Raw genomic sequence first — 25700 nt, 5'->3', positions numbered from 1 at the left:
TTCAATTATCACAAATAAAACAGAGATTCCATTATCACAAATGAAACTTTATTATTGACAATGATTTCATTTATGATAATATGGTTTTAATCACAAATGAAATTTTCGGAGGTGTTTTTATGATAAATGAAACTATGACTGATGAAATAACAGAACTTGTAAAACAGCTAACAACAGAAAATCAACAATATTTCCTTACATTAGTAAGGGTGGCGGCTGTAGCCGAAAATGCTGTACGAAAGCAAAGTCAACTTAATGAATCTACAAAACAAGATGTAAGATAAATATTTAATTACTTATAGATTAGCATTTTTATACATTTGTATATTGCTATATCATCACAAAGCGAACAAAACCTCGTAAATCTTCCTTTGTTAATGAAGCTGCCTACTAACTAGGTTGTAAAGAATTTGTTTAGATGTCTTTTTTATAATGAGATAAAAAGCTTCTATTGATTATAGATAGTCGTGAGGGGACCGATTATTTGAAGGAGGTGAGACAAGTTATTATCGGTTCGGTGCACAAAATAATGAATACACATCACTTTCGGGAAAAATGGCAATATCGTATGTCTCTAGTACTTCTTCAAAGATTTACTGTGTATTCAAATAATGACGACTAAATTAAACAAGAGGAACGAGGGGCTAAAGAATTTGTTTGTCGTAGTTCACTTTCAATGTCAACTACTAGTCGTCAGCAAACAGTAAAAGCTCTCTCTACCTGAAGAAAAGAGGAGAGACATGAGGAAAAAGATCAACATTGCGATGTTGACGATGCTCTTAGTATTCCAAACCTTACTAAGTCCATTATCAGCATTTGCAGAAGACCTATCTGAACCATTGCCAGAGGACACTACGAATGAGAGTGTTGCTCCAACAGACGATGGTACTAGTGACGATACTAGTGAAGAGATAGCAACAACCAGTGATGATTCTGCGAAAATAATGCCATTGAGTGTAGGTCCTTTAGCAGCTTGTACAGGTCCGCAAGAATTAACAAATGTGGCACTATCAGCATTTGAGATGAAGATTGATGGAAATCCTGTTACAGAAGGGGTTTATACAACACCATTACCAAAAGATAAAGAGGCTAACTTTCATGTCGAATTTGATGTATTACTGGATGACATGTATTGTGCAGACAGTTATTTTGAGTTCGATTTACCAGCCTCGTTAATTGACTTTAATGGTAAATTCCAAGGTAGCAAAACGGTAGGAAATATTTCTTATGCCTATGATACTACAGGGAATAAAGTAAGAGTTCACTTAGTGAATGATGTAGATGTAACAGATGTAAGTACGACAACGCCAGCCAAAATGACAATGGATTTTGCTGCAAAATTTAGCTTAAGTGCCAATGATATTGAGCAAGAATTAGCATTGCCAAAGGTTGGTGGTGGTGAGGCTAAAACACAATTCACATTTTTACCACCAACATCTAATGAAAAAGCAACAAAAGAAGCTACTGCGGGTATTCCCCCTGTAGTTGGTGGTAATCATCAAATGGAATGGACAATTTGGATTAATAAAGCAGGTAAAGATTTTAATAATCCAAGTTTAGTCGATAATCCAACAGGTGGACATGCTATTGTACCAGGCTCAGTCAATGTATATGAGTATACAGTTGATTTAGCAGGTGTAGCGAGTACAGGGACTCAAGTTGTCACTGATGGTAATTTTAGTGACATCGTTTATAAAAATAAACATGCTTATAAAATTGTTTACAATACAGAAGTAAATTTACCTGTGGATCAAAGAGAAGGAACAAAGACATTTAATAATTCTGTAACCTTCACTAATAATGGAACAGCTGAACCTGTAAATAATGTTTCTAAGAATATCACATATGGTAAAGCATTAGAGAAACAGAAAGTAGCGACAGGCACTGATAACTATACGTCAAAATGGGAAGTTCGCTACAATTACAATCAGGCAAGTATTGCACAGGCGAGTGCGAAAGTTACAGACACACTCCCAGGTCTTCATCAAATCGACACGAGTACGATTGAAGTACGAGAAATGACAATAGATGATGCAGGTAATAGTACTGGAGCAGGTACAGTAGTAACTAATTACACGGTCAATCCAGTTGCAGATGGTTTTGAGCTTCAATTTAACAGCAACATAGATAAAGCTTATAAAATCACATATGATGCGAAGTACAATGGAACGGGTCTTGGGTATTATACAGGAACAACTCCTACAACGATAAACAATACGGTAGTTAGTGGCACAAAAACAGATGTAAAGTCACATATAATTACAGAAGGTGTACTAAGTAAAGGTCACCTAGTGAATTTTGATACAAAAGAAATCACTTGGACAATTGATATTAAAGCAGATAATCCAAATGAAGCAATCAATAATTTAACGTTAACAGATGTATTTAAAATTGCTGGTAGCAAAGAGGGGACACATACACTTGTAGGTGATGAAAATAATATTACAATCACTGGAACAACAGGTGCTGCGCCAGTTACAACAGTGAATGGCCCTACAAATGGCTTCACCATTACGGGTATTAATATAACAGCAGGTAGCACAGCAAGAATTACGTATAAAACATCATTTGCTATTAGTAATGATGGTGGGGTAGAAAATGGTTATGGTAATACAGCAACTGTCAATTGGGGCACCTATACAACAACAGAACAAGACCATTACACACCAGCTACTACAACGGTAAACAATGGTAGCAAAGCAGGAAGCTTTAATTATCTTAATCAATTGTTCACATGGCAAGTAAAGGTGAACATTAACAAAAAGGATATTCAAGGAGCTATTTTAACAGATACAATTGGTACGGGGCATGAGTTCGTAGCCGATTCATTAAAGGTTTATGAATATACATTAACTACTGGTGATGATACGGGCGGTACAAAAGCTGCTACACCTATCGATGCTTCAAACTATGTACTAAATGTTGCATCAGATAACAAGAGCTATGTACTAACATTTAACAATGTATTAGATAGCTCAATCAATAACAAAGCCTATTTAGTGGAATACGATACAAAGGATTCTGATGAGATTCTTGGGATTGGTGATGATGAGGCTGGCTATACGACAGGCAATGTTTATAGTAATACAGCAACATTCCAAACATTAGGCTCTAAAAATTATACGCTAGGTGCTACACCAGTGACATTGCCATCACATGTAGCGAATAATCTGATTCAAAAACGTACACCAACGCAAAGTAATCCAACAATTACTTGGGTGTTGGATGTGAACCAATCGCATTCAGCGTTAGGGACAAATGTGGCATTAGAAGATACACCATCTACTAATTTAATGTTAATTGATGGTTCAATCAAAGTGAGAAAATACAATGTTACCTCAACTAGTATTTCCACTAATGGTACAGGTGCATATGTAGACCCAAGTACTTATGGAATCACTGTTGAAAAGAAAGCTGATGGTGGCTTTATCCTCCATTTTGCTAATCTAAATGAAGGCTATCAGGTGCAATATCAAACACTTGGTTTAGGTCAAGCAGGTCAAGGCTTCAATAATGATGCAAAATTAACATTTGGTGTTACAAATGCAAGCAATCAAAAAGATACTGCACATATAAACACTAATTTTGCATTTAGTAGTTCAGATTCATCATTTTCAACAACAAAAGGTAATGCACAATTTAAAAAGGTTGGCGTTAACTCTTCAACAGGTGTCGAAGAGCCATTATCAGGCGTGCAGTTCCAATTGTACAAAAAAATTGGAGCAAATAAGTATTTGATACAAGCAGCAACATCAGATGCAGATGGTCTGTTTACCTTTACAAATATTAATTATGGGAATTACCAAATTGAAGAGGTAAGTCCAAAAGCAGGGTATCAATTAATGCAGCCTCAAGATTTTGTGCTTGATGCAGCTAAAGATACAAAATTAGGCTCTACTGTTATTACAAATTTGGTGAATCTTACACCGCTTGCAGGCGACGCTTGTCCAGCATTTACTTTAACCGTCAAAGATATTGATGGTGCAATTGTTGCTAATAAGCAAATTGAGTTAATAGACAGTAATGGTATGGTTAAATCAACTGTTACTACTGATAATGGTGGGAAAGTAGCCATTCCATCAACAGTTAAAGCTGGTGGGTACACAGTGAAAGACAGTGATGGCATTGATTATGGTAAGGTTAATGTGAAATTTGGGGCAGGCGAATGTCAAGGCGTAGTTCAACCAATCAATGCGTGTACGGAATTTACAGTTACAATAAATGATGGTAGTAACAATCCACGTCCAAATGTAACAGTAACAGTGAAAAATTCAAGTAATGTAGTGATTGATACTAAAACAACTGACAGTAATGGTCAGTTCACGTTTGACAAAACAACACCAGCAGGTAAATACAAGCTATATGAAGGTACACAGTATTTAGGTGAGGTAAACATTACGTATCAAAATGGTAACTGTCAGGATATCGTAACACCAGCACCGAAATGTGAAGTATTTACACTTGTTATTAATGATGCAGACGGTAAACCACGTCAAGGTGTTACAGTAGTGATTAAGGATAAAAATAATCCAAGTGCCCTAGTGCCACAGCCAAATGGCGCGACTGATGTGGATGGGAAAGTAACCATTACGGATCTTCCACCAGGTGAATATGAAGTATATGAAGGCACTACAAAGATTAATGATTTTGTAGTAACGACAGACTGCAAAGCGGACGTTCAACCAGCGCCATCATGTCCAGTATTTACGTTAACTGTAAAAGATGAAGATGGTATTTTACCAGAGGGTACAGAAGTAACAATCACGAATACAATTACACATGATTCAATGACAAAAACGGTAGGAAAAGATGGTGAAATTAAATTCCCAACGAATCCAACGAATCCGTATTATACGATTAATCCTGGAAATTATGAAGTATCTATTACTTCATCAGGAAAAGTAATTGATGACTTTGATGTATCGTATACAGGAAATTGTGAAGATACAGCAGAAAAGCTTCGTGCATGTACACAATTCGAAATGACAATATTGAATCCAGACGGCACAACACCAAAAGCCATGACAAAAGTTATTGTAGTAGATGAATTAGGTACTGAAACGCCTTATACTACAGATGCGAATGGTAAAATTACACTGCCACAGTCGCAATCACCAGGAGATGTAACCGTTTATGAGGCAAATCCAGATAATTCAAAAGGCGATAAACTTGGTAGTGTCAAAGTAACCTATACAGACAATTGTCAAGGTGTAGTGATTCAAAATGCTTGTCCACAATTCACGTTAACTGTAAATGATAGAAATCTACAACCTGTAGGCGCAAATGTGAAAGTGACAATCAAAGATAAAGCAACGGGCGCAATTGTGACATCAGGTATAACAGATGCAAATGGTCAAATTGTCTTTACAGATAAAGCTGCATTACAACAAGGTCATGACTATACTGTAGTGAATGAGCTTGATGTACTATTAGGCGATATTACAGTTAGCTATACGGATAGTGTATGTGGAGCAGCTGTGAAAGTTCCAGACAATGTATGTCCAATCTTTACATTAACGATTCAGGATGTAAATGGAAAACCGCGTGCGAATGTTTCCTTTATTGTGAAGACTACAGCAGGGAAAACAATTGTTACAGGTACAACAGATGCAGATGGTAAATTCATGGTTCCTTATATCGTTGAACCAGGGGATTACTATGTATATGAAGGATATAAGTTCATTGACTCTATGAAGATCCAAAACTGTGAAGGGATTGCTAAGCCAGCATATACAGGTGGTGGCTATCCAATTGAGCCAGAGTATCCAACATTTAATCCAAATCCGAATCAACCGATAGATCCAAGCAATCCAAAGCCAGATCCGAATCAACCGGTGGATCCAAGTAATCCAACACCAGATCCAAATCAACCGGTAGAACCAAGTAATCCAACATCAGGATCAAATACACAAACGAATCCTGGCAATAATGGTAATACAGCAGTACAAAATGTCATTGATCAAGGAACAAAGCTACCATCATACAACGATTCTACTGCTACAAAAAATACGTTAGATGCTTATAAAGATTTCCTTAATAAATATAGTAAACTAACAAAAGAAGAGCAGGCGGTTGTAGCTAATTCCATTGATATCAATAAGGTGAAGACAGATGTTAAACGCCTAGAATCATTATTAAGCGCACAAGGTAAACTCCCACAAACAGATGGAGCTAATCAATTGGCCCTTACATTTGTAGGTGCATTGCTTGTAGCGGGTGCAGTATTATTAATGCGTCGTCGTCAAACAGAAGTAAAATAAGTATCATGCGAAAAAGTGCCATTCTTTAACGAAGGCACTTTTTCTGTGTTTACCGATAATGAACTCGAGATTCATGGAGAATTTTATGAAAGTAGGGCATAAGCAATCAGCATCACTAAGTGGATAAATTGCTGAAAGATTTATCAAAAATGACCCTTTAGGATGTTTGGAGCTTTATCAAATGGATAATGCTGTATAAAATCTGCCTGTATAGCGAGCCGTTTTGTACCATTTTCCGCACAGGTAATTAAGGTTAACAGCGTCTTATTGGATATATCATCAATAATGAAGACATCTGTTGCCGCAATAATTTTCTTTTCTGATAGCTTATATTCATAAATTTCAGCCATATCGGTTACATAAATGATGTCACCAATGTTTGCTTGATATAATGGGCTGAATAAAATATTTTTATCTTCAAAATAATGCCCTGCTAGTGCATAGTTCCCTTTACCGAGCTGTTGATTAGGCTTCATCGTACCAGCTCCAACAGCTAGTACCGCATTACCAACACCCTTTAAAATGGGTAATTGCATATCAATATGAGGGATAGCGATACTACCAATTACAGGCATGTCGTTAACTTTCATCTGTGCTTGAAGAACTTCGGCAATAGATAATGACTGTACTGCCTCAAATTCAAAATCAGCCTCCGTTGTTTGATGTTGCTCAATTGTCTCTGTAGTATATTCTTTTGCGCTAAGTTGCTCACTTAAACGTGTAACCATCGCATTTTGGATGGGAGTAATAAATAGTAGTAACAGCCCTATGACAAGCATAAGGATAACTAGTAGTAGCCGAAGTTTATTCATATGGAGGTATCACATCCTGCCGCATAAAATTGAAAAAAATGAGCAGAGCAACAAAGGCTCCGCTCATCTTATTTTTATCCCGTATTAACAGGCTGTAAGACCTCACTTCAAAATAGGGGTGGAAATGAAATGTGTAAGTGGGGATCAACAGCCTGTAAAAAAACTAATTGGTAGCTTCGCTTTATTTATCGCTGAACAATGTACCTGCAACACCGTAGTGATTTTTAGGCATATCTTCGATGAAAACTACAATATTTTCCGCTGGCGCATCCACTGTACGAGAAACAGCCTCTGTTACCTCTTTAACAAGAGCACGCTTTTGTTCGTCTGTACGACCTTCTAGTAATTTCACTGTTACGTATGGCATAATTTTGTCTCCTTTGAGGGAATTTAGTGTATATTTAAATAATAGCAGAATGGAGGGAATTAAAGAATGACAAATGAAGAAAAACCAAAACAAAAAATGGGCTTTACCATTATAAAAAATAATCCAACTGATGGACATAAAGGCTTTGGTATTGGTTCGTTGTCACTTGAAAACGTATCGCCAGTCATTATTGATATAGAAGAAGGTACGGCATCTGTTGAAATTGGTGCGATGCATGCACGTAGTGATGTGGAACGTGGCATCAAATTTACCACAGACCCAGCAGATTCAGAAGGTGGAAAGCCTTATTGGTTAGTATGGGTGACGATTGATCATAAGGAGGATGGTCCTTATTATGCAGGCGTAACGGCTTGTGAAATGGTTGTGAATCGTGAAAAACGTCGGGGCTATAAAATTTTAGCAGACCATGTAAATAAAATGGATAAATCCATGAAACGTCATATTCTTGTGGAGCATATGGATACACCATCGAAAAGAGTATTAGCGACATTTTTAGAAGAATTAAATCCAGACCTATGGGCACGCAGTCAAGAGCAATTACGTCAAGGTTTATTTGTTCAATAAATGCTAAATGATTGAACAATCTGTGACATTTTATAATCGCTCTCTATATAAGGTTGAAAGTCGATTTGAAAAAAAGTACACTTGAAACAGAGCTTACATTTTAGTAAGCTAGGACACTTGGTTTACGCATGTGTGATGAGCGTTATGCGGCATTTGAAACCATCCAAGCCGAATGCCCCATGCTGCTCATCCACGGCGTTGACCATAAAAAGAAAAGCTTTCTGTTCCCACGGACATGTTTCCGGGGAAGAGAAAGCTTTTTTTCGTAGTTCAGACGTCATTAGCTGAACTGCGATATAATGAATCATCTTTGTCGAGAGCTTACTTATAAAAACGTATGTTATTTAAAAAGGTTGCCTTTATGAGTTTTAATTTTTGAAAATAGAGAACGGTAGCATATTCCAAAATTCGCCCCATGTGTTGCTGTCTAAAATATCAAATTGTGTACATTTTTCTGTTGGTACATCTTCAGTATTTACATAAATAAGGCGTTGCTTTGGACATGCATTCGTTGCGAGCTTTCCTGTTTCAATATCAATGACAACGCCCTTCACATTTTTCGGTTTTACAAAATCTTCATTTTTCGTCCCTTTGTGAACAGCTTCCATAAAATCAATCCAAATTTGCTTCGTTACAGCCGTGTCTTCTTTGCTTGTTAAATTTTTTCCTTGATCATAACCGTTCCATACACCAGCAGTTAAATGTGGTGTGAAGCCAATAAGCCATTGATCGCTATTAGTAGAGCCTGATTTAGCAGCGTATGTGTGTGTCATACGCGAGCGAATACTAATACCTGTGGCTGGTGAATAGTCACTAAAAACGGGGTCGAAAATACCTGTCATCATTTCTGTTAGCATATAGGTATTTTCTTTTGATAGTACGCTTTCATCTTCTCTTTGAATATCCTTATTTGTATAAATGACATCACCATTTGCATTTTTAATCGATACGATTGTCGTAGGCATTGTTTTCTGTCCTTGTGAGGCTAGTATATTATACGCATTTGTCATATCGTATAGGGTTGTTTCTATTGTACCGAGTGCAATGGATAAATTGTCCTTTGTCCCAATATTAATATCGAAGCGATTCGCCATATCATGGAATGTTTTGAAGCCAATTTCCTCCAATGTTTTGACAGCGTATATATTATCAGAGATGGCAATGGCCTGTGCCATGGACATATCATGTTGGGCAAATTGACCATTTACATTTTTAGGTGCATATGTCGCTCGCCCTTTATCGTAGGTAAAAGTGGTTTCACTAACATCTAAATAAGTTAAAGGAGTGAAGCCATTTTCTAAGGCTGCGGCATATAAAATTGGCTTAATGGTTGAACCAGGTTGCCGTTTTGCTTGTGAAACACGATTAAATGAACTTGTAGCGTAATCTCTACCACCAATCAGTGCTGTGACAGCACCTGTTTTAGCCGTCATGCTGACAAATGCTGTTTGTAGGTCATTGGCTGGCATATGTTTAGTTACAGCTTCTTCAGCCGCCTTTTGGTGCGCTAAATTCAAGGTTGTTTGAATTGTCCAGCCACCTTCGCTAATATCGAGATTTTTCGCTTTTAAAATTTCACTTGCTTCTTGCCAAGCTACATCTAAAAAATACGGAGCAACGGATTTAGTAGCAACCCAGCTATCATTTTTTAATACAAGCTGTTCGTTTTGTGCACGTGTTTTTTCATCCTGTGTAATGCTTCCTTGATCGGCCATTAATTTTAAAATAACATGTTGGCGGTTTGTTGCTTTTTCCATATTGGCAATAGGAGAATAGATACTTGGTCCTTTTGGTACGCCTGTCAGCATCGCTGCCTCGGCTAATGTTAAATCACGTGCTGATTTGCCGAAGTAAAACTGACTGGCTGCCTCTACGCCGTACATCCCATGTCCATAATAAACCGTATTCAAGTAGCCTTCGAGTATTTGGTCTTTATCATAAAAAACTTCGATTCGATAGGCATATAAAGCCTCATTTAGCTTACGTGTCCATGATTTTTCATGTGAAAGATAGAGATTACGTGCATATTGCTGTGTGATTGTGCTTGCGCCTTGTGCTTTATAACCTGCTTTAATATCTACTAGAATAGCGCCAGCAATACGTGAAAAATCGAGTCCGCTATGTTTATAAAAATCTTTATCCTCCACAGCAACAACTGCTTTGGTTAAATAGGGTGACATTTCATCGATACTAACCCAATAGCGTCGTTGGTTGGTAAAGTGGTCACCGATTTGGTTTTTATTTTCATCTAAAAAAATCGAGGCTTTTGGTACGGTTAGAGGTGGAGCACCAGCCACTTGTACATAAACGCGTAGTGCAATAAATGCTACAACTAGAGCAGATATAGAAGCAATAAAGAATGTTAACACTTTACGTCTGCGTTTAACACGTTGTTGCTTACGCTGATAACTTTTTCTTTTCATGTGACTTCACCTCGTTTTCTAACAAATGATAAGAACAAGTCTGTAGTATTCAACTCATTCTAAGAATTTATTGCTAGTATGTGTTTGCATGCACATCTTTAATCGGCATTCTGATGAAAAACTAGCGATTATTGCTTTTGATACAGAAAAAATTGCTGTTGTTGTGTGGCACTACGCTAGCACATGGGAATTACTTGTTACTGTCGCTATGTTTCACTCACACTTTCGGACAAAAATTGCTTGTTGCTGACATTGCGTTGCACTGCACTTTCGCACAAAAATTGCTTGCACTTTATTGAAAAACATCTATACTTTTTTTGTACACTTTGTAGATTTTAATCGAATTTTGCGTAGTGTGCTAATAATAAGTACGAAGTGGAAAGAATAGAGTTTCATTACATTTTCGTAAGAGACGCTAAATGATAGATAGAGTAGGTAGCTATGAAGGAGGAACTATTAATGAGATTTGATGAGGCTTATTCGGGGAATGTGTTTATTAAAAGTCACCCTACATATGAGGATGCACAGGCTGTAATTTATGGGATGCCAATGGATTGGACAGTGAGTTACAGACCAGGCTCACGTTTTGGTCCACAGCGTATTCGTGAAGTATCAATCGGTTTAGAGGAATACAGTCCATATTTAGACCGTGAATTAGATGAGGTTAAATATTTTGACGCAGGTGATATTCCACTCCCATTTGGGAATGCACAGCGCTCATTAGATGAAATTGAAAAATATATTCAAACCTTATTAGCAGATAACAAAATTCCTGTAGGCATGGGTGGCGAGCATTTAGTATCATGGCCCGTAATGAAGGCTGTTGCTGCAAAATATAATGATTTAGCGATTATCCATTTCGATGCACATACAGATTTACGTGTAGAGTATGAAGGAGAACCACTTTCACATTCTACGCCAATTCGTAAAATTGCGGAGCATATTGGTCCAAAAAATGTTTACTCATTCGGCATTCGTTCAGGTATGAAAGAGGAATTTGAATGGGCAAAAGAAAATGGCATGCACATTTCCAAATTTGAAGTGCTAGAGCCATTAAAAGAAGTATTACCAACATTAGCAGGACGCAATGTTTATGTAACGATTGACATTGATGTACTTGATCCAGCACATGCACCAGGTACAGGTACAGTGGACTGTGGTGGTATTACAGCTAAAGAGCTACTAGCTTCAATTCATGCGATTGCTGGTAGTGATGTAAATGTAGTTGGCTTTGATTTAGTAGAAGTAGCACCAATTTATGATTCATCAGAAATGACGGCAAATACAGCTTCAAAATTGCTAAGAGAAATGATTTTGGGCTGGGTAAAATAATAAGTATGGCAAAAACGTTGATATAAAGTGATTGGAGTGGGATGTAGCTATTGGCTAGTCCCACTTTTAGTGAACAAGCACTTTTCATGTGGTCGTGTGAGTGTATCAAATGCAGAGACCACTATCAATAAAGTTACATTGACGGGTATTATGAACATGCTACAATAAATAGGCAGCATCTAGCTAACTTCCTTTTTCGAAAGGAGGTGTACTATGTGTCTAAGCTATCACGACTAAGAAAGTTCAAAGCGCAAAGAGAGGAACAACGTAAAGAAAGGCTAACCATCTTTCGATACGTGGCGGATGTATTCCGTTTGATAGATACTGTTTATCGTTTCTTTCGGATGATGCTGTAGAAAAGGATGCGCCATTCAGTATTCTTTACTGGGTGGTGTTTTCTTTTCGATAAAATAAAAAAACGCCCGAGAACCACTCGGACGCCGTACTACATGCCTAGATTCTATCACGACAAAGAATCTTGCTGCCACTATCTTAACCCTAACAAGTGAAACCGTCAAGGCTTTAATAGTATACGCAGCGTAAAACGAAGCCATTCCTCAATAATTTCTATCAAGTCGCTAATTGCACAATGGTCACCTTGATATTGCATTGTTGTATCGTTATACATGTGTCTCACCGTTTCAACCTTTAAGTCAGCCATTTCAGTGCATTTTCTGATTGAAATACCTCTATCATCCAAAATATTTTTTCATTTGAATTTAGCCCTAATTCCCATTCTGTCACCTCAAATTCATTAACTTGAGTAAATGCTTTTTTATTACCTCCAATTATGGGGGGCATTTGACTTCTATCTTGAAAAAATATCAGTATGTATCCTATAATAAGAAGGTTATAGTAAAAGAACACAAAGGAGTGTCCATGATGGCGAATGAGGTAAAATCGCAAGTAAGTATTCATCTTACTTCCATGATTCAGCCAACTGATGGTGAGCAAGAAATGACTGAAATGTGGCTGACAGGACAGTTACTTGAAAAAGCAGGAAGCACCTATTTAAAATATGAAGAAATAGAAGAAGGTCAAGTTATTCGGACGACGATGAAGCTCGACCATGATAAGGCACTCATTATGCGTGCTGGTGCTGTAAATATGAGACTACCATTGAATCGTTTGGAACAGCAAAATGGGCATTATGAAGGTGATTTTGGTTCAATGCCACTTGTTGTACAAACGAAACAACTATCATTTACGAAGCAGGAAACAAGCGGACAATTTCACGTGCAATATGATTTAATCATTAGTGGACAATCTGCAGGCAATTATACAGTAGATATTACATTTATGGAGGTACAATGATGAACGCAGTAGAACAAGTACAACAGGCCATTAAAGTAGCGATTGTACAGGCTATTGAAAAAGCGGGCTTAGTAGAAGCGGGTACAGAGTTAAATATTCACCTTGAAACACCAAAGGATAAGGCAAATGGAGATTATGCAACAAATATCGCCATGCAATTAACGAAATTAGCGAAAAAACCACCTCGTGCCATTGCAGAGGCGATTTTAGAAAATCTAGAGACAGCGGGTACAGATATTGAGAAATTGGATATCGCAGGTCCAGGCTTTATTAATATTACTGTGCGTAAAGATTTCTTAACAGGTGTTGTGACACAGGTGTTGGAGCAAGGCACTGATTATGGTCGTTCAAATGCAGGGGCAGGCGAGAAAGTGCAAGTGGAATTTGTATCTGCCAACCCAACAGGTGATCTTCACTTAGGACATGCACGTGGCGCTTCGGTAGGAGATTCCTTATGTAATGTACTTGATATGGCTGGCTATACTGTTTCTCGTGAGTACTATATTAATGATGCAGGGAATCAAATTAATAATTTAGCGTATTCGTTAGAAGCTCGTTATAAGCAAGCGTTAGGGCTAGAAGCAGTGATGCCAGAGGATGGCTACCATGGTCAGGATATTATTGATATTGCGGGTAAATTGGCTAATGAGTATGGTGATTCGATTTTAGCGAAATCAGATGAAGATCGTTTTGCTTTCTTCCGTCAGCATGGTTTAGCATTAGAGTTAGATAAATTGAAAACAGACCTTGCTAATTTCCGTGTAAACTTTGATGTGTGGTATTCTGAAACATCTTTATATGACAACGGTAAAATTGAAGTAGCATTGGATAAACTAAAAGCAAATGGTCATGTATTTGAGGAAGACGGTGCAACTTGGTTCCGTTCGACAACATTTGGTGACGATAAAGACCGTGTGTTAATTAAAAATGATGGCTCTTTCACTTATTTAACACCAGATATTGCTTACCATGAGGATAAAATTGTACGTGGCTTTGATAAATTAATTAATATTTGGGGAGCAGACCATCATGGCTATATCCCACGTATGAAAGCAGCGATTCAAGCACTTGGCTATGACCGTGATACATTGGAAGTAGAAGTGATTCAAATGGTGCAACTGTACAAAGATGGTGAGAAGTTTAAAATGTCGAAGCGTACAGGTAATGCGGTGACAATGCGTGAGCTTGTAGAAGAAGTGGGCTTAGATGCAGTTCGTTACTTCTTCGTAAAAACAGCAGGTGATTCACATATGGACTTTGACCTTGATCTTGCTGTATCGCAATCCAACGAAAACCCCGTGTACTATGCACAATATGCACATGCACGTATTTCGTCTATTTTACGTTCAGCGACTGAGCAAGGCTTTGCTCCATCAACAGAGCACTTAAACTTATTAACGGCTGAAAAGGAAATTGATTTACTGAAAAAAGTGGGTGATTTCCCGAAAGTGGTGGCAGATGCAGCGAAACACCGCACGCCACACCGTATTGCTAACTATATTCAAGAAACAGCAGCAGCCTTCCACAGCTTCTACAATGCTGAAAAAGTATTAGATGCTTCTAATAAAGAGCTAACAGAGGCTCGTTTAGCATTAATTACCGCTGTACGCACAACAATTGCTAATGCATTACGTTTAATTGGCGTATCTGCTCCTGAGAAAATGTAATCAGAACCCTCGGCATGTAAAATGTCGAGGGTTTTATAATATTGAACATTCGTAGATAATCGACACGACCTTGTAGATAAACTCCTCATTATGTGTCGATAATAAATTAGTTGGTGTGGTGGCGTGAAACAGTGTAGCACTTCAATGAAATTGTTTAAGGCAGAGAGTCGATTTTTTTTTCGTCATAGTTCATGTATAATGATAGTAATTGGATACTTGTAAAGGATAAGGGGAAATCGGTGAGGTTGTTTTCTATGTGAAAGCGTGAGTGAAACGTAGCGACACAAATAACAGCAAATCCGATGCGGTCCCGCCACTGTGAGTGCTAACTAGCATGAGCCAGAATACCTGTCCTTTAGAGCATAGCTAACAACAGCCTACGCGGATAGGGTGGTGGATTTTAGTACATAATCCCCTCCATTGCGTGAGGGGTTTTTTCATGGTATTCGAGAAAAATAGTCTAGGAGGATTTACAGATGAAGAAATTTTGGAAAATAGGGTTGTCCGCATTTTTAGCAATCGGTTTGCTTGCGGCATGTAATAAGAAGGAAGAGGAACCGAAAAGCACGACAGATGTAGAGCAACAATCAGAGCAAAAGGATGCAAAGGTTGATGAAGCAACATTCCCAATGACGATTAAGGATGTTACTGGGAAAGAAATTACATTGGAAGCAGCACCTGAAAAAATCATTTCATTAATTCCAAGTAATACAGAAATTTTATTTGGTCTTGGTTTAAATAATGAAATCGTGGGTGTTAATGATTATGATGATTACCCTGCTGAAGCAGCAGAAAAAGAAAAAGTGGGTAGTATGGAGTTTAATATTGAACGTATTATTGCTTTAACACCTGATATTGTTTTTGCACATGAGGCAGGCATCGCTTCTTCACCACAAATGATTGAGCAACTTGAATCTGCTGGTGTGAAAGTGTTTGTTGTCAAAGATGCTAATACATTTGAAGAAACATATACGACAATTGAGGAAATTGGACGTGCAACGGGTAAATTACCAGAGGCAGAAAAAATTATTACTGATATGAAGGCAAAAATAGAGGATGTACAAGCAAAAGTTGCGAATGTAGAGCCGAAGAAAGTATTTATTGAGACGTCAGATGAGCCTGAAATTTATACAACAGGGAAAGGTACATTTGTAGACAAAATGTTAGAAATGATTCATGCCGAAAATGTAGCAGCAGATGGTACGGATTGGTATAAAATTGACACAGAGCAAATTATTGCGAAAAATCCAGATGTGATAATCGTAACGTACAATTATGTACCTGATATTTTAACGAAAATCCCACAACGTGCAGGTTTTGATACAATTACGGCTGTGAAAAACAATGCCATTATTCAAGTAGATCCAAATATGGTCAATCGTCAAGGACCACGTTTAGCAGAGGGGCTTGAGGAATTAGCGAAAGCAATCTATCCAGAGGCATTCAAGTGAGTAAACCACTTTTAGCTTATGTTACGACAATTGCATTATTACTTATTGGTATTTGGTGTGGTGTCGCAATAGGCTCGGTGCATATTCCACTAGAAGTATTGTGGAATAAGGCAGCAGATGAAACAGCTGCTAATATTTTATGGAAGGTGCGCATGCCACGTGTTTTGCTAGCAGGACTTGTGGGGGCGTCTCTTGCTATTGCAGGAGCAGCTTTCCAAGGTTTATTAAAAAATCCATTGGCAGACCCTTATACATTAGGGGTCTCCTCTGGTGCATCTGTTGGTGCGGTCATGACGATTTTTTTCAGTTTATCGATGCCATTCATTGGACTTTATACATTGCCAGTGTTTAGTATGCTTGGTGCGGTGATAACAATGGTGATTGTTATGGGCTTTGCACGTCTAATTGATCGAACATTGAAAATGGAAACATTGATTTTAACAGGTATTATTTTCAGTTCATTTTTAGGCTCCTTGATTTCTTTAATGATTGCTTTGTCAGGAGAGGAATTGCGACAAGTCGTTGGCTGGTTGCTTGGCTCTGTGTCGATGCGTGGCTGGCCGTTTGTCAAAATGATTTTGCCATTTGTGGTGATTGGCTCAATAATGCTATGGATACAACGGCGTGAGCTCAATGTTTTATTGTATGGAGAGGAACGTGCCAAACATTTAGGAGTCAATGTGAAGCGTAGTAAATATATTATTTTAGCAGGTGGCTCCATGCTCACTGGTGCGGCAGTAGCTGTTTCAGGAACAATTGGCTTTGTTGGTTTAGTCGTACCACATATGACACGTATGCTGTGGGGCTCTGACCATCGTCATTTATTACCATTATCGTTTTTGAATGGTGCGACACTGTTAATTATTTGTGATTTAGTCGCACGTACTATTATTATGCCAAGAGAATTGCCGATTGGTGTCATTACGGCATTTATCGGTGCACCTGTCTTTGCTTATATTTTCTATCAACAACGAAAACGTAAGGGGGTGCGCACATGATTATTGTCAACAATTTGTCGGGTGGCTATGAGGATAAACCTATTGTGAAGGATGTTAGCTTTACTGTAGCAAAGGGCAAAATTCTTGGTATTTTAGGTCCGAATGGCAGTGGAAAATCCACCTTATTAAAAGTGATGAGTAGTATTTTGCCAGCTACGGCAGGAGAAGTGTATATAGATGGTCAAGAAATTAGCACATATAATGCAAGAGTATTAGCGCAAAAAATGGCGGTGCTCCCACAATTACATGTCAATGCCTTTTCTAATACGGTACGTGAGGCTGTCGCACTTGGACGTTATCCTCATCAAACAGGCTTTTTCTCTAGCTGGTCTGAACAGGATGAACAGGCTGTGCAATATGCAATGGAACAGACGGGCGTACAGCGTTATGAGCATACACCAATGGAATTTTTATCAGGTGGCGAACAGCAGCGTGTTTTTGTGGCGCAGGCATTGGCACAAACCGCTCAAATTTTATTGTTAGATGAGCCAACAAATCATCTAGATATTGCCCATCAGCGTCAAATTTTAGATATGGTGCGCAAGGAAGCGCTGGAATGTGGATTAACGGTTGTGATGGTGCTACATGATATTAATTTAGCTGCTCTTTATTGTGATGAATTACTGTTAATGGAGCAAGGGCAAGTACGAGCATTCGGTGCACCACATGAGGTGATAGTGGCTACGCAAATTGAAGAGGTTTATCAAGCAAGGGTTGCAACCTATGCACATCCTGAAATGCCTAAACCACAAATGACGATGATGCCCGATTTGAATGCACCACAGCGAGCTGTTGTTATGATGAATCATTTCAATATCACAGAGCAATATGTGCAGCTACAAACAAAATTTCCATTAAAGACAGTGTCATCTGCTGTCCATAATGCAGGAATTGGTTGGTACAATTGCTTTTTGAATCGTTCTGTGCCTCTAGATTATGCAATAGCTGATGTAAAAATGGAAGTGACAGCATTTTTACAGCGGGCACGATTTCCATTAACAAGTACAGTTGTTATGTTAACCGCAGTTCCTACAAGTTTAGCAGTCATTAAAGAGTTTGAAGCACCATTTGGCAATATTTTTGTCGCTGTCACAGCAGGTATCGGTAATGCAGTCGACGTATCACGCACATATGAAAGGCAGGATGAACCATATATTGGTACTATTAATATTTGGGTTATTATCAATGGCTGTTTATCAGAAGAGGCATTTTTCCAAGCAATGATGACAGCAACGGAAGCAAAAACAAAGGCATTGCAGTCTGAAAATATTCGTGATGAGCGCACAGGAACGATTGCGACAAGTACAGCTACCGATAGTTTATTAATTGCTGCAACACAAAAGGGACCAGAAATGCTGTATGGTGGCCCTATTACAGATGTAGGGAAGGTCATTGGTAAAGGTGTTTTTGAAGCAACAGTGGAGGCTATCCAGCGTTATAAAACAAGGGAGTGATGATGATGAAGCTTTATACAAAAACAGGGGATAAAGGAAAAACAGCTTTAATTGGTGGACGTGTCGATAAAGACAATCTTCGTGTGCAAGCATATGGCGCTATTGATGAATTGAATTCATTTATAGGCAAAGCAGTGAGCGAGTTAGACCGTGAATTGTTTAAAGATATTCTTGTAGATTTAGAAGCAATTCAACATGAGTTGTTTGATGCAGGTGGTGACCTTGCCAATGTAATGAAGGAGCGTAAGTATACGTTAACAGAGCAACCGATTGAAGTGTTAGAAACACGTATTGACGCACTTTCTGAGGAAGCGCCACCATTGAAACGCTTTATTTTACCAGGTGGTGCACCAGCAGCGGCAACTTTGCATATTGCACGGACGGTTGCACGTAGAGCCGAGCGTGAAATGGTGACATTAATGAAGGAAACGGAAGATGTACCAACGATTGTGCAAAAATATTTAAACCGTTTATCGGATTATTTATTTGCTGTAGCACGTGTTGTGAACTTCCGTTTGAATGTAGCCGATGTTGAATACATTCGTAGTGGTGATGTTTTTAAGTAAATTGAGTAGATGAAGCTGTCGTATTGCATTAGCAATCAACAGCTTCATTTTTTGTTAGTAGTTTAAATTCCATGAGCAATAAATCACTTGTCCGCTCATCTTGGTAAATTGTTAATAGCTGCTTCATTTTCGCTAACTCAGCCTCATATGGTTTTTGCAAAAAATAATAGCAAATAGCTTTTCGCTCAAATAATAGGGCTAGACTTTGATAACGCATCTTTTGTATGTACTCAGTTTCTAGCGATTCTAACAAGTGTAAGCATTCTTCAAATTGTTGATGTTCAATATAGAGCACGGAAAGATCCATCCGAAAATAAATTTTTAAGTAAGTAAAATCCTGCTCATAGTGATCATAGTTTGCTAATCTTTTTAACGCTGTATTGGTTATTTCTTGCGCAACATCTAACGGAAATAAAAATAAAATAGCATTCAATACTTCTAAATGATGGATATACCAATGATCTAAGCGCTGCATATTCTCCCAAATGGGCCAAATGATTTCACGAGCCTTTTGTATATTTTGTTCTTGTAGTAAAACTAAAAAAGCTTGATAGATTTGGCGTAATGATTCAACAAATGGGTCGGCTTCAGTCGATAAATAATGTTCAATTTGATGCAGATGGGCTTGTAAAAGTGATATATCACCTATTTCAAATGCTATAAAATTGCGCAGTATTTTTTGTTTATCATCAGCTTGATAATGATTCATAACAAAAGAAAATTCATTGAGGTGAATATTCATTTTCGACAATAATGCTAGCAATTGTTCAGCATTAATTTGTAGTTGCGACTGTTCGATTTTAGAGTAGGCACCTTGTGACATAATTCCTTGTGACAGTTCCTGTTGGGTAAAATGAAGGTTTTTACGAATTTTTTGCAATGTAGCACCAATAGTCATACATACCTCCTAAATATTCTATATGGAATAATTCGTCGTAGTTCTATTAAAGCTCTTTATACTGAAAATGTATAGAGTTGATGATAGAAAGGAACGAAAAGTTGATGAAAAAGTATTATTATTTTGTCTTGTTAGCTATTAGTATAGTATTGCTGACAGGCTGTGCGGAATTTAACGAACCCATTACAGAAAGTAGTGCAGGTTATTGGAATACATGGATTGTATGGCCGATTGTGCAAATTATTCATTATTTATCAGTTATAACAGGCTCTTATGGTGGTGGCATTATTGCTGTGACAGTGTTCATTCGTTTATTGATCTTACCGCTGACATTGAAGCAAATAAAACACTCCCAAAAAATGCAGGATATACAGCCAAAATTAAAGATATTGCAAACAAAATATCAAGCAAAGGATGCTAATACGCAGCAGCAGTATCAACAGGAGCTTATGCGTACAATGAAAGAATCCAATGTTAATCCTGTAAGTGGCTGTCTACCAAGTATTATCCAAATGCCCATTTTGATTGGTTTATATCATGCTATTAGTAGAATGAATGTGACGCCTAGTTACGAAATTGGTTCTTTTTTGATGATTCCATTAGCAAGCCCGAGTGTCATATTAGCTGTCATAGCAGGTATAGCACAGTTCATCGTATTAAAAACAAGTCCCACTTTGACGGCTAACTCACAAATAGTGGCTGTTCAATACATACTACCACTGATGATTTTCGGATTCGGTTTAATGTCGCCTGCTGCCATTGCACTCTATTGGATTATTAGTAGCACCATTACGATAATTCAAAATAAAATACTATATCGAGAGCGGAAAAAAACGCTCATTGTGAAATAGCAAGCACGTTTATTTAGCCCCACATGAAAAGCTCAATTGAAAAAGCCCCTTCAAGGATGCCGTTTTTTCTTGTAAAATGGAAAGCGTTATCAAAAATTATTCTAATTTGTCTTGACTGAATGCTCATTCATTTATTAGAATAAAGACATGATAATAAAGTAGCATACAATTTTGTATAAGCTAGCAATGATGCAAAAAGAGAAAAAGTAACGATTAACAAAAAGGGGGGGCCAACCATGAATCCATTATTAATTGTCAATATCGTATTAACAGTTGTTGTTGTGTTATATGGTGTAGGATTATTTTTCTACTTACTAAAAACACGCTATCAATATGTACAATTAGGAAAAAAGGTTGAGTTTGATGAAAGTGTAAAAGAGCGTATCCGTTACATTATGGTAAACGTTTTCGGGCAAAATAAACTATTAAAAGATCCAAAGAGTGGTTTAATTCATGTGATGTTTTTCTATGGATTTTTAATGGTACAGCTCGGTGCAATTGATTTAATTTGGAAAGGATTAGCACCAGGATCACATTTACCACTTGGTATTTTCTATGGTTTCTTCACATTCTTCCAAGAGCTAGTCGTGTTAATGATTTTAATCGCTGTTATTTGGGCATTCTATCGCCGTTATGTCGAGAAATTAGTGCGCTTAAAACGCGGCTGGAAAAACGGCTTAGTCCTTATTTTCATCGGTGCGTTAATGCTATCGACATTATTAGCAAACGGTATGGGCTTGATTTGGCATGGTGAGGGGCTAACATATACAGAGCCAGTAGCATCAAGTATTGCTGCTATTTTCGGTTTCTTGCCTGCATCTGTGGCAACAGGGATTTTCTATATTATGTGGTGGGTACATTTGGCTACATTATTAACATTCCTAGTATATGTACCACAATCAAAGCATTTCCATTTGATTGTAAGTCCGCTGAATGTTTATATGAACCGTTTAGATCGTGTAGGGACATTAACACCAATTGACTTTGAAGCATTAGAGGAAGCTGGAGAAAATGCTGAAAGTGAAGAGGATATCCCATCAATCGGTGTCGGGCGCATTCAAGATTTCACGCAAAAACAAATGCTTGACCTTTATTCTTGTGTAGAATGTGGGCGTTGTACAAATATGTGTCCAGCAACAGGCACAGGGAAAATGTTGTCACCAATGGACTTAATCGTCAAACTACGTGATCATTTAACATTTACAGGTGCAGTCCAAACAAAGCAAAAACCTTGGGTACCATATCAAATGTTTAAAAATACACAGGGAAATCAGCTAGCAATGGCAGCTGGTGCTGAAGGGGCAGTTATTACAGATATTTATAGCCCATCATTAATCGGCGATGTTATTACAGAAGAGGAAATTTGGGCTTGTACAACTTGCCGTAACTGTGAAGACCAATGTCCAGTAATGAATGAGCATGTAGATAAAATTATTGACCTACGTCGTTACTTAACGATGACAGAGGGGAAAGTCAATCCAGATGCACAGCGCGCGATGACAAATATCGAGCGTCAAGGGAATCCATGGGGCTTAAACCGTAAAGAAAAAGAAAATTGGCGTGATCTAGACCCAACAATTACTATTCCAACAGTGAAAGAGTTGAAAAAAGCTGGGGAAGAGATGGAATATTTATTCTGGGTAGGTTCGATGGGAGCATTTGATAATCGCTCACAAAAAATTGCGCTTGCATTCTGTCGTTTATTAAATGAAGCAGGTGTGAAGTTTGCGATTCTAGGTAATAAAGAGAAAAACTCTGGTGATACGCCTCGTCGTCTAGGAAATGAATTTTTATTCCAAGAATTGGCGACAGCTAATATCGATGAGTTTGAGAAAAATGATGTGAAGAAAATCGTAACAATCGATCCACATGCTTACAACATCTTTAAAAATGAATACCAAGATTTCGGCTGGAAAGGTGAAGTATATCACCATACAGAATTGTTAAATGAACTAATTGAAGAAAATCGTTTAGTGTTGAACTACGAAGTGAATGAAACGATTGTTTTCCATGATTCTTGCTACTTAGGACGTTACAATGATGTCTACGATGCACCACGTGAAATTTTACGTGGCATTCCAGGTGTCAACCTTGTTGAAATGGAGCGAAACCGTGAAACAGCGATGTGCTGTGGTGCTGGTGGTGGTTTAATGTGGATGGAGGAGCATGTTGGCAACCGTATTAACGTTGCACGTACAGAGCAGGCCATTGCAACAAATGCCTCTGTTATTTCATCAGGCTGTCCATACTGCTTAACGATGTTATCGGATGGAACAAAAGCGAAAGAGGTTGAAGATTCAATCGGTACATTCGATGTAGCAGAGCTATTAGAACGCTCAGTCTTTGGTGAAAAAGTGAAGATAGTGGAAGAAGTAGCTGAAGAAGTGCTAGAGGAAGTTGTAGCATCAGACGAACAAGAATAACTGTTGCGTAAAAAATAGTTGTTTTGTAAAATGAAAGTAAGTGAGAATGGGAGTTTAATAAGAACTCCCATTTTTCATCGGAAGAAATCGAGCGAGCGTTCAGTCAATAATTTATGATACTTCATTATCATTGTGCCCAGATTTTTGAGCACGAAGTGTCATGTCCTGTGATAGCGGTTACAAGATAAAAAGGGGTGTTTTATTTGAATAGAGCGGTTATTTTAGCAGGAGCAAGAACAGCTTTTGGTAAGTTTGGTGGCGCACTTGCAACATTAAATGCGAGCGATTTAGGTGCAGTGGCGATTAAAGGAGCATTAGAAAAAGCGAATGTTCAACCAACAGATGTCAATGAGGTTATTTTAGGTACGGTATTGCAAGGTGGGCAAGGGCAAATTCCTTCTAGACAGGCAGCATTGAAAGCAGAGCTACCAATTGACGTAAAAACAGAAACGATTAATAAAGTATGTGCATCAGGTATGCGAGCTGTTACATTAGCGAATCAGCTTATTCGATTAGGGGATGAAGAGGTAATTGTCGCAGGTGGTATGGAATCCATGTCAAATGCACCGTACTATTTACAAAATGGTCGCACAGGCTTACGTATGGGTGATTCCAAAATGGTGGATGGCATGCTATATGATGGCTTAACATGTGCATTTGATTCAGCAAGACCACATATGGGTAGCTATGGTAATACAACAGCACAGCAATTTGCATTGAGTAGAGAAGAGCAGGATGCATGGTCTGTTCGTAGTCATGAACGTGCTTTGGCCGCAATTGAAAACGGTTACTTTGCGGAGGAAATTATACCTGTGGAAATTCCACAACGTAAAGGAGAGCCTATTGTCATTGCAACAGATGAGGCGCCAAGGGTAGGTACAACAGCAGAAGTACTAGCAAAATTGAAGCCAGCATTTGATAAAGACGGAACGATTACAGCAGGCAATGCACCAGGTGTTAATGATGGGGCATGTGCACTTGTTGTGATGAGTGAGGAGCGTGCAGTACGAGAAGACCGTGAACCATTGGCAATTATTCTAGGTCATGCAGAGCTAGCAATAGAGCCAACAAACTTCCCGCAAACGCCAGGGCTTGTTATTAACAAATTACTTGAAAAGACAGGTAAAACGTTAGCTGATATTGATTTATTTGAAATTAATGAAGCATTTGCAGCGGTAGCACTTGTTAGCAAGCAACTCGCTCATTTAGATGCAGAAAAGGTCAATGTTAATGGTGGGGCAGTGGCATTAGGGCATCCAATTGGTGCATCAGGAGCACGTATTATTTTAACGCTTGCCCATGAATTACAGCGTCGTGGCGGCGGTATTGGGATAGCAGCGATATGCTCAGGTGGCGGACAAGGGGATGCCGTTATGATTGAAGTACCAAAAACAGGGGGACAAAAGTGATGGGAATTCAAAAAGTAATGGTCATTGGTGCTGGACAAATGGGCTCAGGCATTGCGCAAGTTTGTGCGCAAGCAGGCTATGATGTCAAATTGAACGATATGAAACAGGAATTTTTCGAACGTGGCTTAGGCGTTATTACGAAAAATTTGTCACGTGATGTCGAAAAAGGTAGAAAAACAGAAGATGAAAAAGCGGCGATTTTAGGGCGTATTACGATGTCACTTGATGTACAAGATGCACATGATGTAGACATTATTATCGAAGCGGCTGTGGAAAACATGGAAATTAAACAGTCTATTTTCAAGCAGCTCGATAGCATTGCACCAGCTCATGCGATTTTAGCCACAAATACGTCTTCCTTACCAATTACGGAGATTGCAGCGGTGACAAGTCGTCCAGCACAAGTCATTGGTATGCACTTTATGAATCCTGTACCAGTTATGAAGCTAGTTGAAGTGATTCGTGGTTTAGCAACAAGTGATGAGGTATATAAAGCAGTAGAAGAGATGACGGTGAAGCTAGCCAAAACACCAGTGGAAGTGAACGATTTCCCAGGCTTTATTTCAAACCGTATTTTACTGCCAATGATTAATGAAGCTATCTATGCTTTGTATGAAGGTGTGGCAACGAAGGAAGCAATTGATGATGTCATGAAGCTTGGTATGAACCATCCGATGGGACCATTAACATTAGCAGATTTTATCGGCTTAGATACATGCCTATACATTATGGAAATTTTACATGAGGGCTTAGGTGATAGTAAATACCGACCTTGCCCATTGCTACGTAAATATGTGGCAGCAGGCTGGTTAGGGAAGAAATCAGGTAGAGGTTTCTACGTGTATGAATAATCCTATGGGGATGGGAGAAATGCATGTGATGAGACAATA

The 25700-nt window shown here is 38.3% G+C and carries 19 protein-coding genes and 1 riboswitch; of the genes, 15 read left to right on the top strand and 4 right to left on the bottom strand.

The features are described from left to right. Positions 1 to 119: 119 nt before the first annotated feature. Positions 120 to 284, top strand: coding sequence for a hypothetical protein (locus OPF91_RS05525; RefSeq protein ID WP_264987693.1), 165 nt, complete (start codon positions 120 to 122; stop codon positions 282 to 284). 456 nt (positions 285 to 740) lie between these two features. Then, the gene (locus OPF91_RS05520; protein WP_264987692.1) at positions 741 to 6260 is read left to right on the top strand and encodes a collagen binding domain-containing protein; all 5520 of its coding nucleotides are present in this window, start codon (positions 741 to 743) and stop codon (positions 6258 to 6260) included. A 143-nt stretch (positions 6261 to 6403) separates the two neighbouring features. Here OPF91_RS05520 and OPF91_RS05515 read toward each other — a convergent pair whose 3' ends face one another. Continuing rightward, the gene (locus OPF91_RS05515; protein ID WP_264987691.1) at positions 6404 to 7072 is read right to left on the bottom strand and encodes a class A sortase; all 669 of its coding nucleotides are present in this window, start codon (positions 7070 to 7072) and stop codon (positions 6404 to 6406) included. A gap of 181 nt (positions 7073 to 7253) precedes the next feature. Beyond that, the gene (gene thmT / locus OPF91_RS05510; RefSeq protein ID WP_264987690.1) at positions 7254 to 7439 is read right to left on the bottom strand and encodes a 2-hydroxymuconate tautomerase; all 186 of its coding nucleotides are present in this window, start codon (positions 7437 to 7439) and stop codon (positions 7254 to 7256) included. A 66-nt stretch (positions 7440 to 7505) separates the two neighbouring features. Here thmT and OPF91_RS05505 point away from each other — a divergent pair, with 66 nt between their 5' ends. Further along, positions 7506 to 8024 carry a YwhD family protein gene (locus tag OPF91_RS05505; RefSeq protein ID WP_264987689.1) on the top strand — a complete coding sequence of 173 codons (519 nt, stop codon included), beginning with the start codon at positions 7506 to 7508 and terminating at the stop codon, positions 8022 to 8024. A 368-nt stretch (positions 8025 to 8392) separates the two neighbouring features. Here OPF91_RS05505 and OPF91_RS05500 read toward each other — a convergent pair whose 3' ends face one another. Further along, a complete protein-coding gene (locus OPF91_RS05500; protein ID WP_264987688.1) occupies positions 8393 to 10447 on the bottom strand; it encodes a transglycosylase domain-containing protein in 2055 nt (684 codons plus the stop codon). 459 nt (positions 10448 to 10906) lie between these two features. On the opposite strand from OPF91_RS05500, the gene speB reads away from it, so the two are divergent. The 8 genes from speB to OPF91_RS05460 all read left to right on the top strand — a co-directional run bounded on the left by speB (position 10907) and on the right by OPF91_RS05460 (position 19229). Further along, the gene (gene speB / locus OPF91_RS05495; RefSeq protein WP_264987687.1) at positions 10907 to 11779 is read left to right on the top strand and encodes an agmatinase; all 873 of its coding nucleotides are present in this window, start codon (positions 10907 to 10909) and stop codon (positions 11777 to 11779) included. A gap of 215 nt (positions 11780 to 11994) precedes the next feature. Beyond that, on the top strand, positions 11995 to 12135 hold the full coding sequence (locus tag OPF91_RS05490) for a hypothetical protein (protein WP_264987686.1): 141 nt from the start codon (positions 11995 to 11997) through the stop codon (positions 12133 to 12135). A 526-nt stretch (positions 12136 to 12661) separates the two neighbouring features. Next, positions 12662 to 13093: a YwiB family protein gene (locus tag OPF91_RS05485; RefSeq protein ID WP_264987685.1), complete on the top strand. Its 432-nt coding sequence runs from the start codon at positions 12662 to 12664 to the stop codon at positions 13091 to 13093. Continuing rightward, positions 13093 to 14760, top strand: coding sequence for an arginine--tRNA ligase (gene argS / locus OPF91_RS05480; protein WP_264987684.1), 1668 nt, complete (start codon positions 13093 to 13095; stop codon positions 14758 to 14760). The genes OPF91_RS05485 and argS overlap by 1 nt, the downstream gene beginning before the upstream one ends. Positions 14761 to 14966: 206 nt before the next feature. Beyond that, positions 14967 to 15130: riboswitch (cobalamin riboswitch) on the top strand. A 106-nt stretch (positions 15131 to 15236) separates the two neighbouring features. Continuing rightward, positions 15237 to 16211, top strand: a complete 975-nt coding sequence (locus tag OPF91_RS05475; RefSeq protein WP_264987683.1) for an ABC transporter substrate-binding protein — start codon at positions 15237 to 15239, stop codon at positions 16209 to 16211. After that, entirely contained in the window at positions 16208 to 17209 is a 1002-nt protein-coding gene (locus tag OPF91_RS05470; protein WP_264987682.1) for a FecCD family ABC transporter permease, read from the top strand. The genes OPF91_RS05475 and OPF91_RS05470 overlap by 4 nt, the downstream gene beginning before the upstream one ends. Continuing rightward, positions 17206 to 18663, top strand: coding sequence for an adenosylcobinamide amidohydrolase (locus OPF91_RS05465; protein ID WP_264987681.1), 1458 nt, complete (start codon positions 17206 to 17208; stop codon positions 18661 to 18663). Before OPF91_RS05470 ends, OPF91_RS05465 begins: the two co-directional genes overlap by 4 nt. A 5-nt stretch (positions 18664 to 18668) precedes the next feature. After that, a complete protein-coding gene (locus OPF91_RS05460; protein WP_264987680.1) occupies positions 18669 to 19229 on the top strand; it encodes a cob(I)yrinic acid a,c-diamide adenosyltransferase in 561 nt (186 codons plus the stop codon). A gap of 28 nt (positions 19230 to 19257) precedes the next feature. Here OPF91_RS05460 and OPF91_RS05455 read toward each other — a convergent pair whose 3' ends face one another. After that, entirely contained in the window at positions 19258 to 20127 is an 870-nt protein-coding gene (locus tag OPF91_RS05455; protein ID WP_264987679.1) for a helix-turn-helix domain-containing protein, read from the bottom strand. A gap of 104 nt (positions 20128 to 20231) precedes the next feature. Here OPF91_RS05455 and yidC point away from each other — a divergent pair, with 104 nt between their 5' ends. From yidC to OPF91_RS05435, 4 genes are all read left to right on the top strand, one after another. Next, complete coding sequence (yidC, locus tag OPF91_RS05450) at positions 20232 to 20978, top strand: membrane protein insertase YidC (RefSeq protein ID WP_264987678.1); 747 nt, start codon at positions 20232 to 20234, stop codon at positions 20976 to 20978. A 236-nt stretch (positions 20979 to 21214) separates the two neighbouring features. Beyond that, entirely contained in the window at positions 21215 to 23401 is a 2187-nt protein-coding gene (locus tag OPF91_RS05445) for a (Fe-S)-binding protein (RefSeq protein WP_264987677.1), read from the top strand. A 203-nt stretch (positions 23402 to 23604) separates the two neighbouring features. Further along, the gene (gene mmgA / locus OPF91_RS05440) at positions 23605 to 24810 is read left to right on the top strand and encodes an acetyl-CoA C-acetyltransferase (RefSeq protein WP_264987676.1); all 1206 of its coding nucleotides are present in this window, start codon (positions 23605 to 23607) and stop codon (positions 24808 to 24810) included. Then, positions 24810 to 25661 (top strand): 3-hydroxybutyryl-CoA dehydrogenase, encoded by an 852-nt coding sequence (locus OPF91_RS05435; RefSeq protein WP_264987675.1) that lies wholly within the window; start codon positions 24810 to 24812, stop codon positions 25659 to 25661. Before mmgA ends, OPF91_RS05435 begins: the two co-directional genes overlap by 1 nt. Positions 25662 to 25700 lie beyond the last annotated feature (39 nt).

The organism is Lysinibacillus piscis (assembly GCF_026012395.1).
In the GTDB taxonomy this organism is placed as follows: Bacteria; Bacillota; Bacilli; order Bacillales_A; family Planococcaceae; genus Lysinibacillus; species Lysinibacillus piscis.
Note: the sequence above shows the minus strand (reverse complement) of the source record. Positions and strands in the feature narration are given on the sequence as shown.

Excerpts from the sequence above, each read along its gene's own strand:
- OPF91_RS05525 (WP_264987693.1), top strand. The coding sequence starts at position 120 with ATGATAAATGAAACTATGACTGATGAAATAACAGAACTTGTAAAACAG.
- OPF91_RS05520 (WP_264987692.1), top strand. The coding sequence starts at position 741 with ATGAGGAAAAAGATCAACATTGCGATGTTGACGATGCTCTTAGTATTC.
- OPF91_RS05515 (WP_264987691.1), bottom strand. The coding sequence starts at position 7,072 with ATGAATAAACTTCGGCTACTACTAGTTATCCTTATGCTTGTCATAGGG.
- thmT (WP_264987690.1), bottom strand. The coding sequence starts at position 7,439 with ATGCCATACGTAACAGTGAAATTACTAGAAGGTCGTACAGACGAACAA.
- OPF91_RS05505 (WP_264987689.1), top strand. The coding sequence starts at position 7,506 with ATGACAAATGAAGAAAAACCAAAACAAAAAATGGGCTTTACCATTATA.
- OPF91_RS05500 (WP_264987688.1), bottom strand. The coding sequence starts at position 10,447 with ATGAAAAGAAAAAGTTATCAGCGTAAGCAACAACGTGTTAAACGCAGA.
- speB (WP_264987687.1), top strand. The coding sequence starts at position 10,907 with ATGAGATTTGATGAGGCTTATTCGGGGAATGTGTTTATTAAAAGTCAC.
- OPF91_RS05485 (WP_264987685.1), top strand. The coding sequence starts at position 12,662 with ATGGCGAATGAGGTAAAATCGCAAGTAAGTATTCATCTTACTTCCATG.
- argS (WP_264987684.1), top strand. The coding sequence starts at position 13,093 with ATGAACGCAGTAGAACAAGTACAACAGGCCATTAAAGTAGCGATTGTA.
- OPF91_RS05475 (WP_264987683.1), top strand. The coding sequence starts at position 15,237 with ATGAAGAAATTTTGGAAAATAGGGTTGTCCGCATTTTTAGCAATCGGT.
- OPF91_RS05465 (WP_264987681.1), top strand. The coding sequence starts at position 17,206 with ATGATTATTGTCAACAATTTGTCGGGTGGCTATGAGGATAAACCTATT.
- OPF91_RS05460 (WP_264987680.1), top strand. The coding sequence starts at position 18,669 with ATGAAGCTTTATACAAAAACAGGGGATAAAGGAAAAACAGCTTTAATT.
- OPF91_RS05455 (WP_264987679.1), bottom strand. The coding sequence starts at position 20,127 with ATGACTATTGGTGCTACATTGCAAAAAATTCGTAAAAACCTTCATTTT.
- yidC (WP_264987678.1), top strand. The coding sequence starts at position 20,232 with ATGAAAAAGTATTATTATTTTGTCTTGTTAGCTATTAGTATAGTATTG.
- OPF91_RS05445 (WP_264987677.1), top strand. The coding sequence starts at position 21,215 with ATGAATCCATTATTAATTGTCAATATCGTATTAACAGTTGTTGTTGTG.
- OPF91_RS05435 (WP_264987675.1), top strand. The coding sequence starts at position 24,810 with ATGGGAATTCAAAAAGTAATGGTCATTGGTGCTGGACAAATGGGCTCA.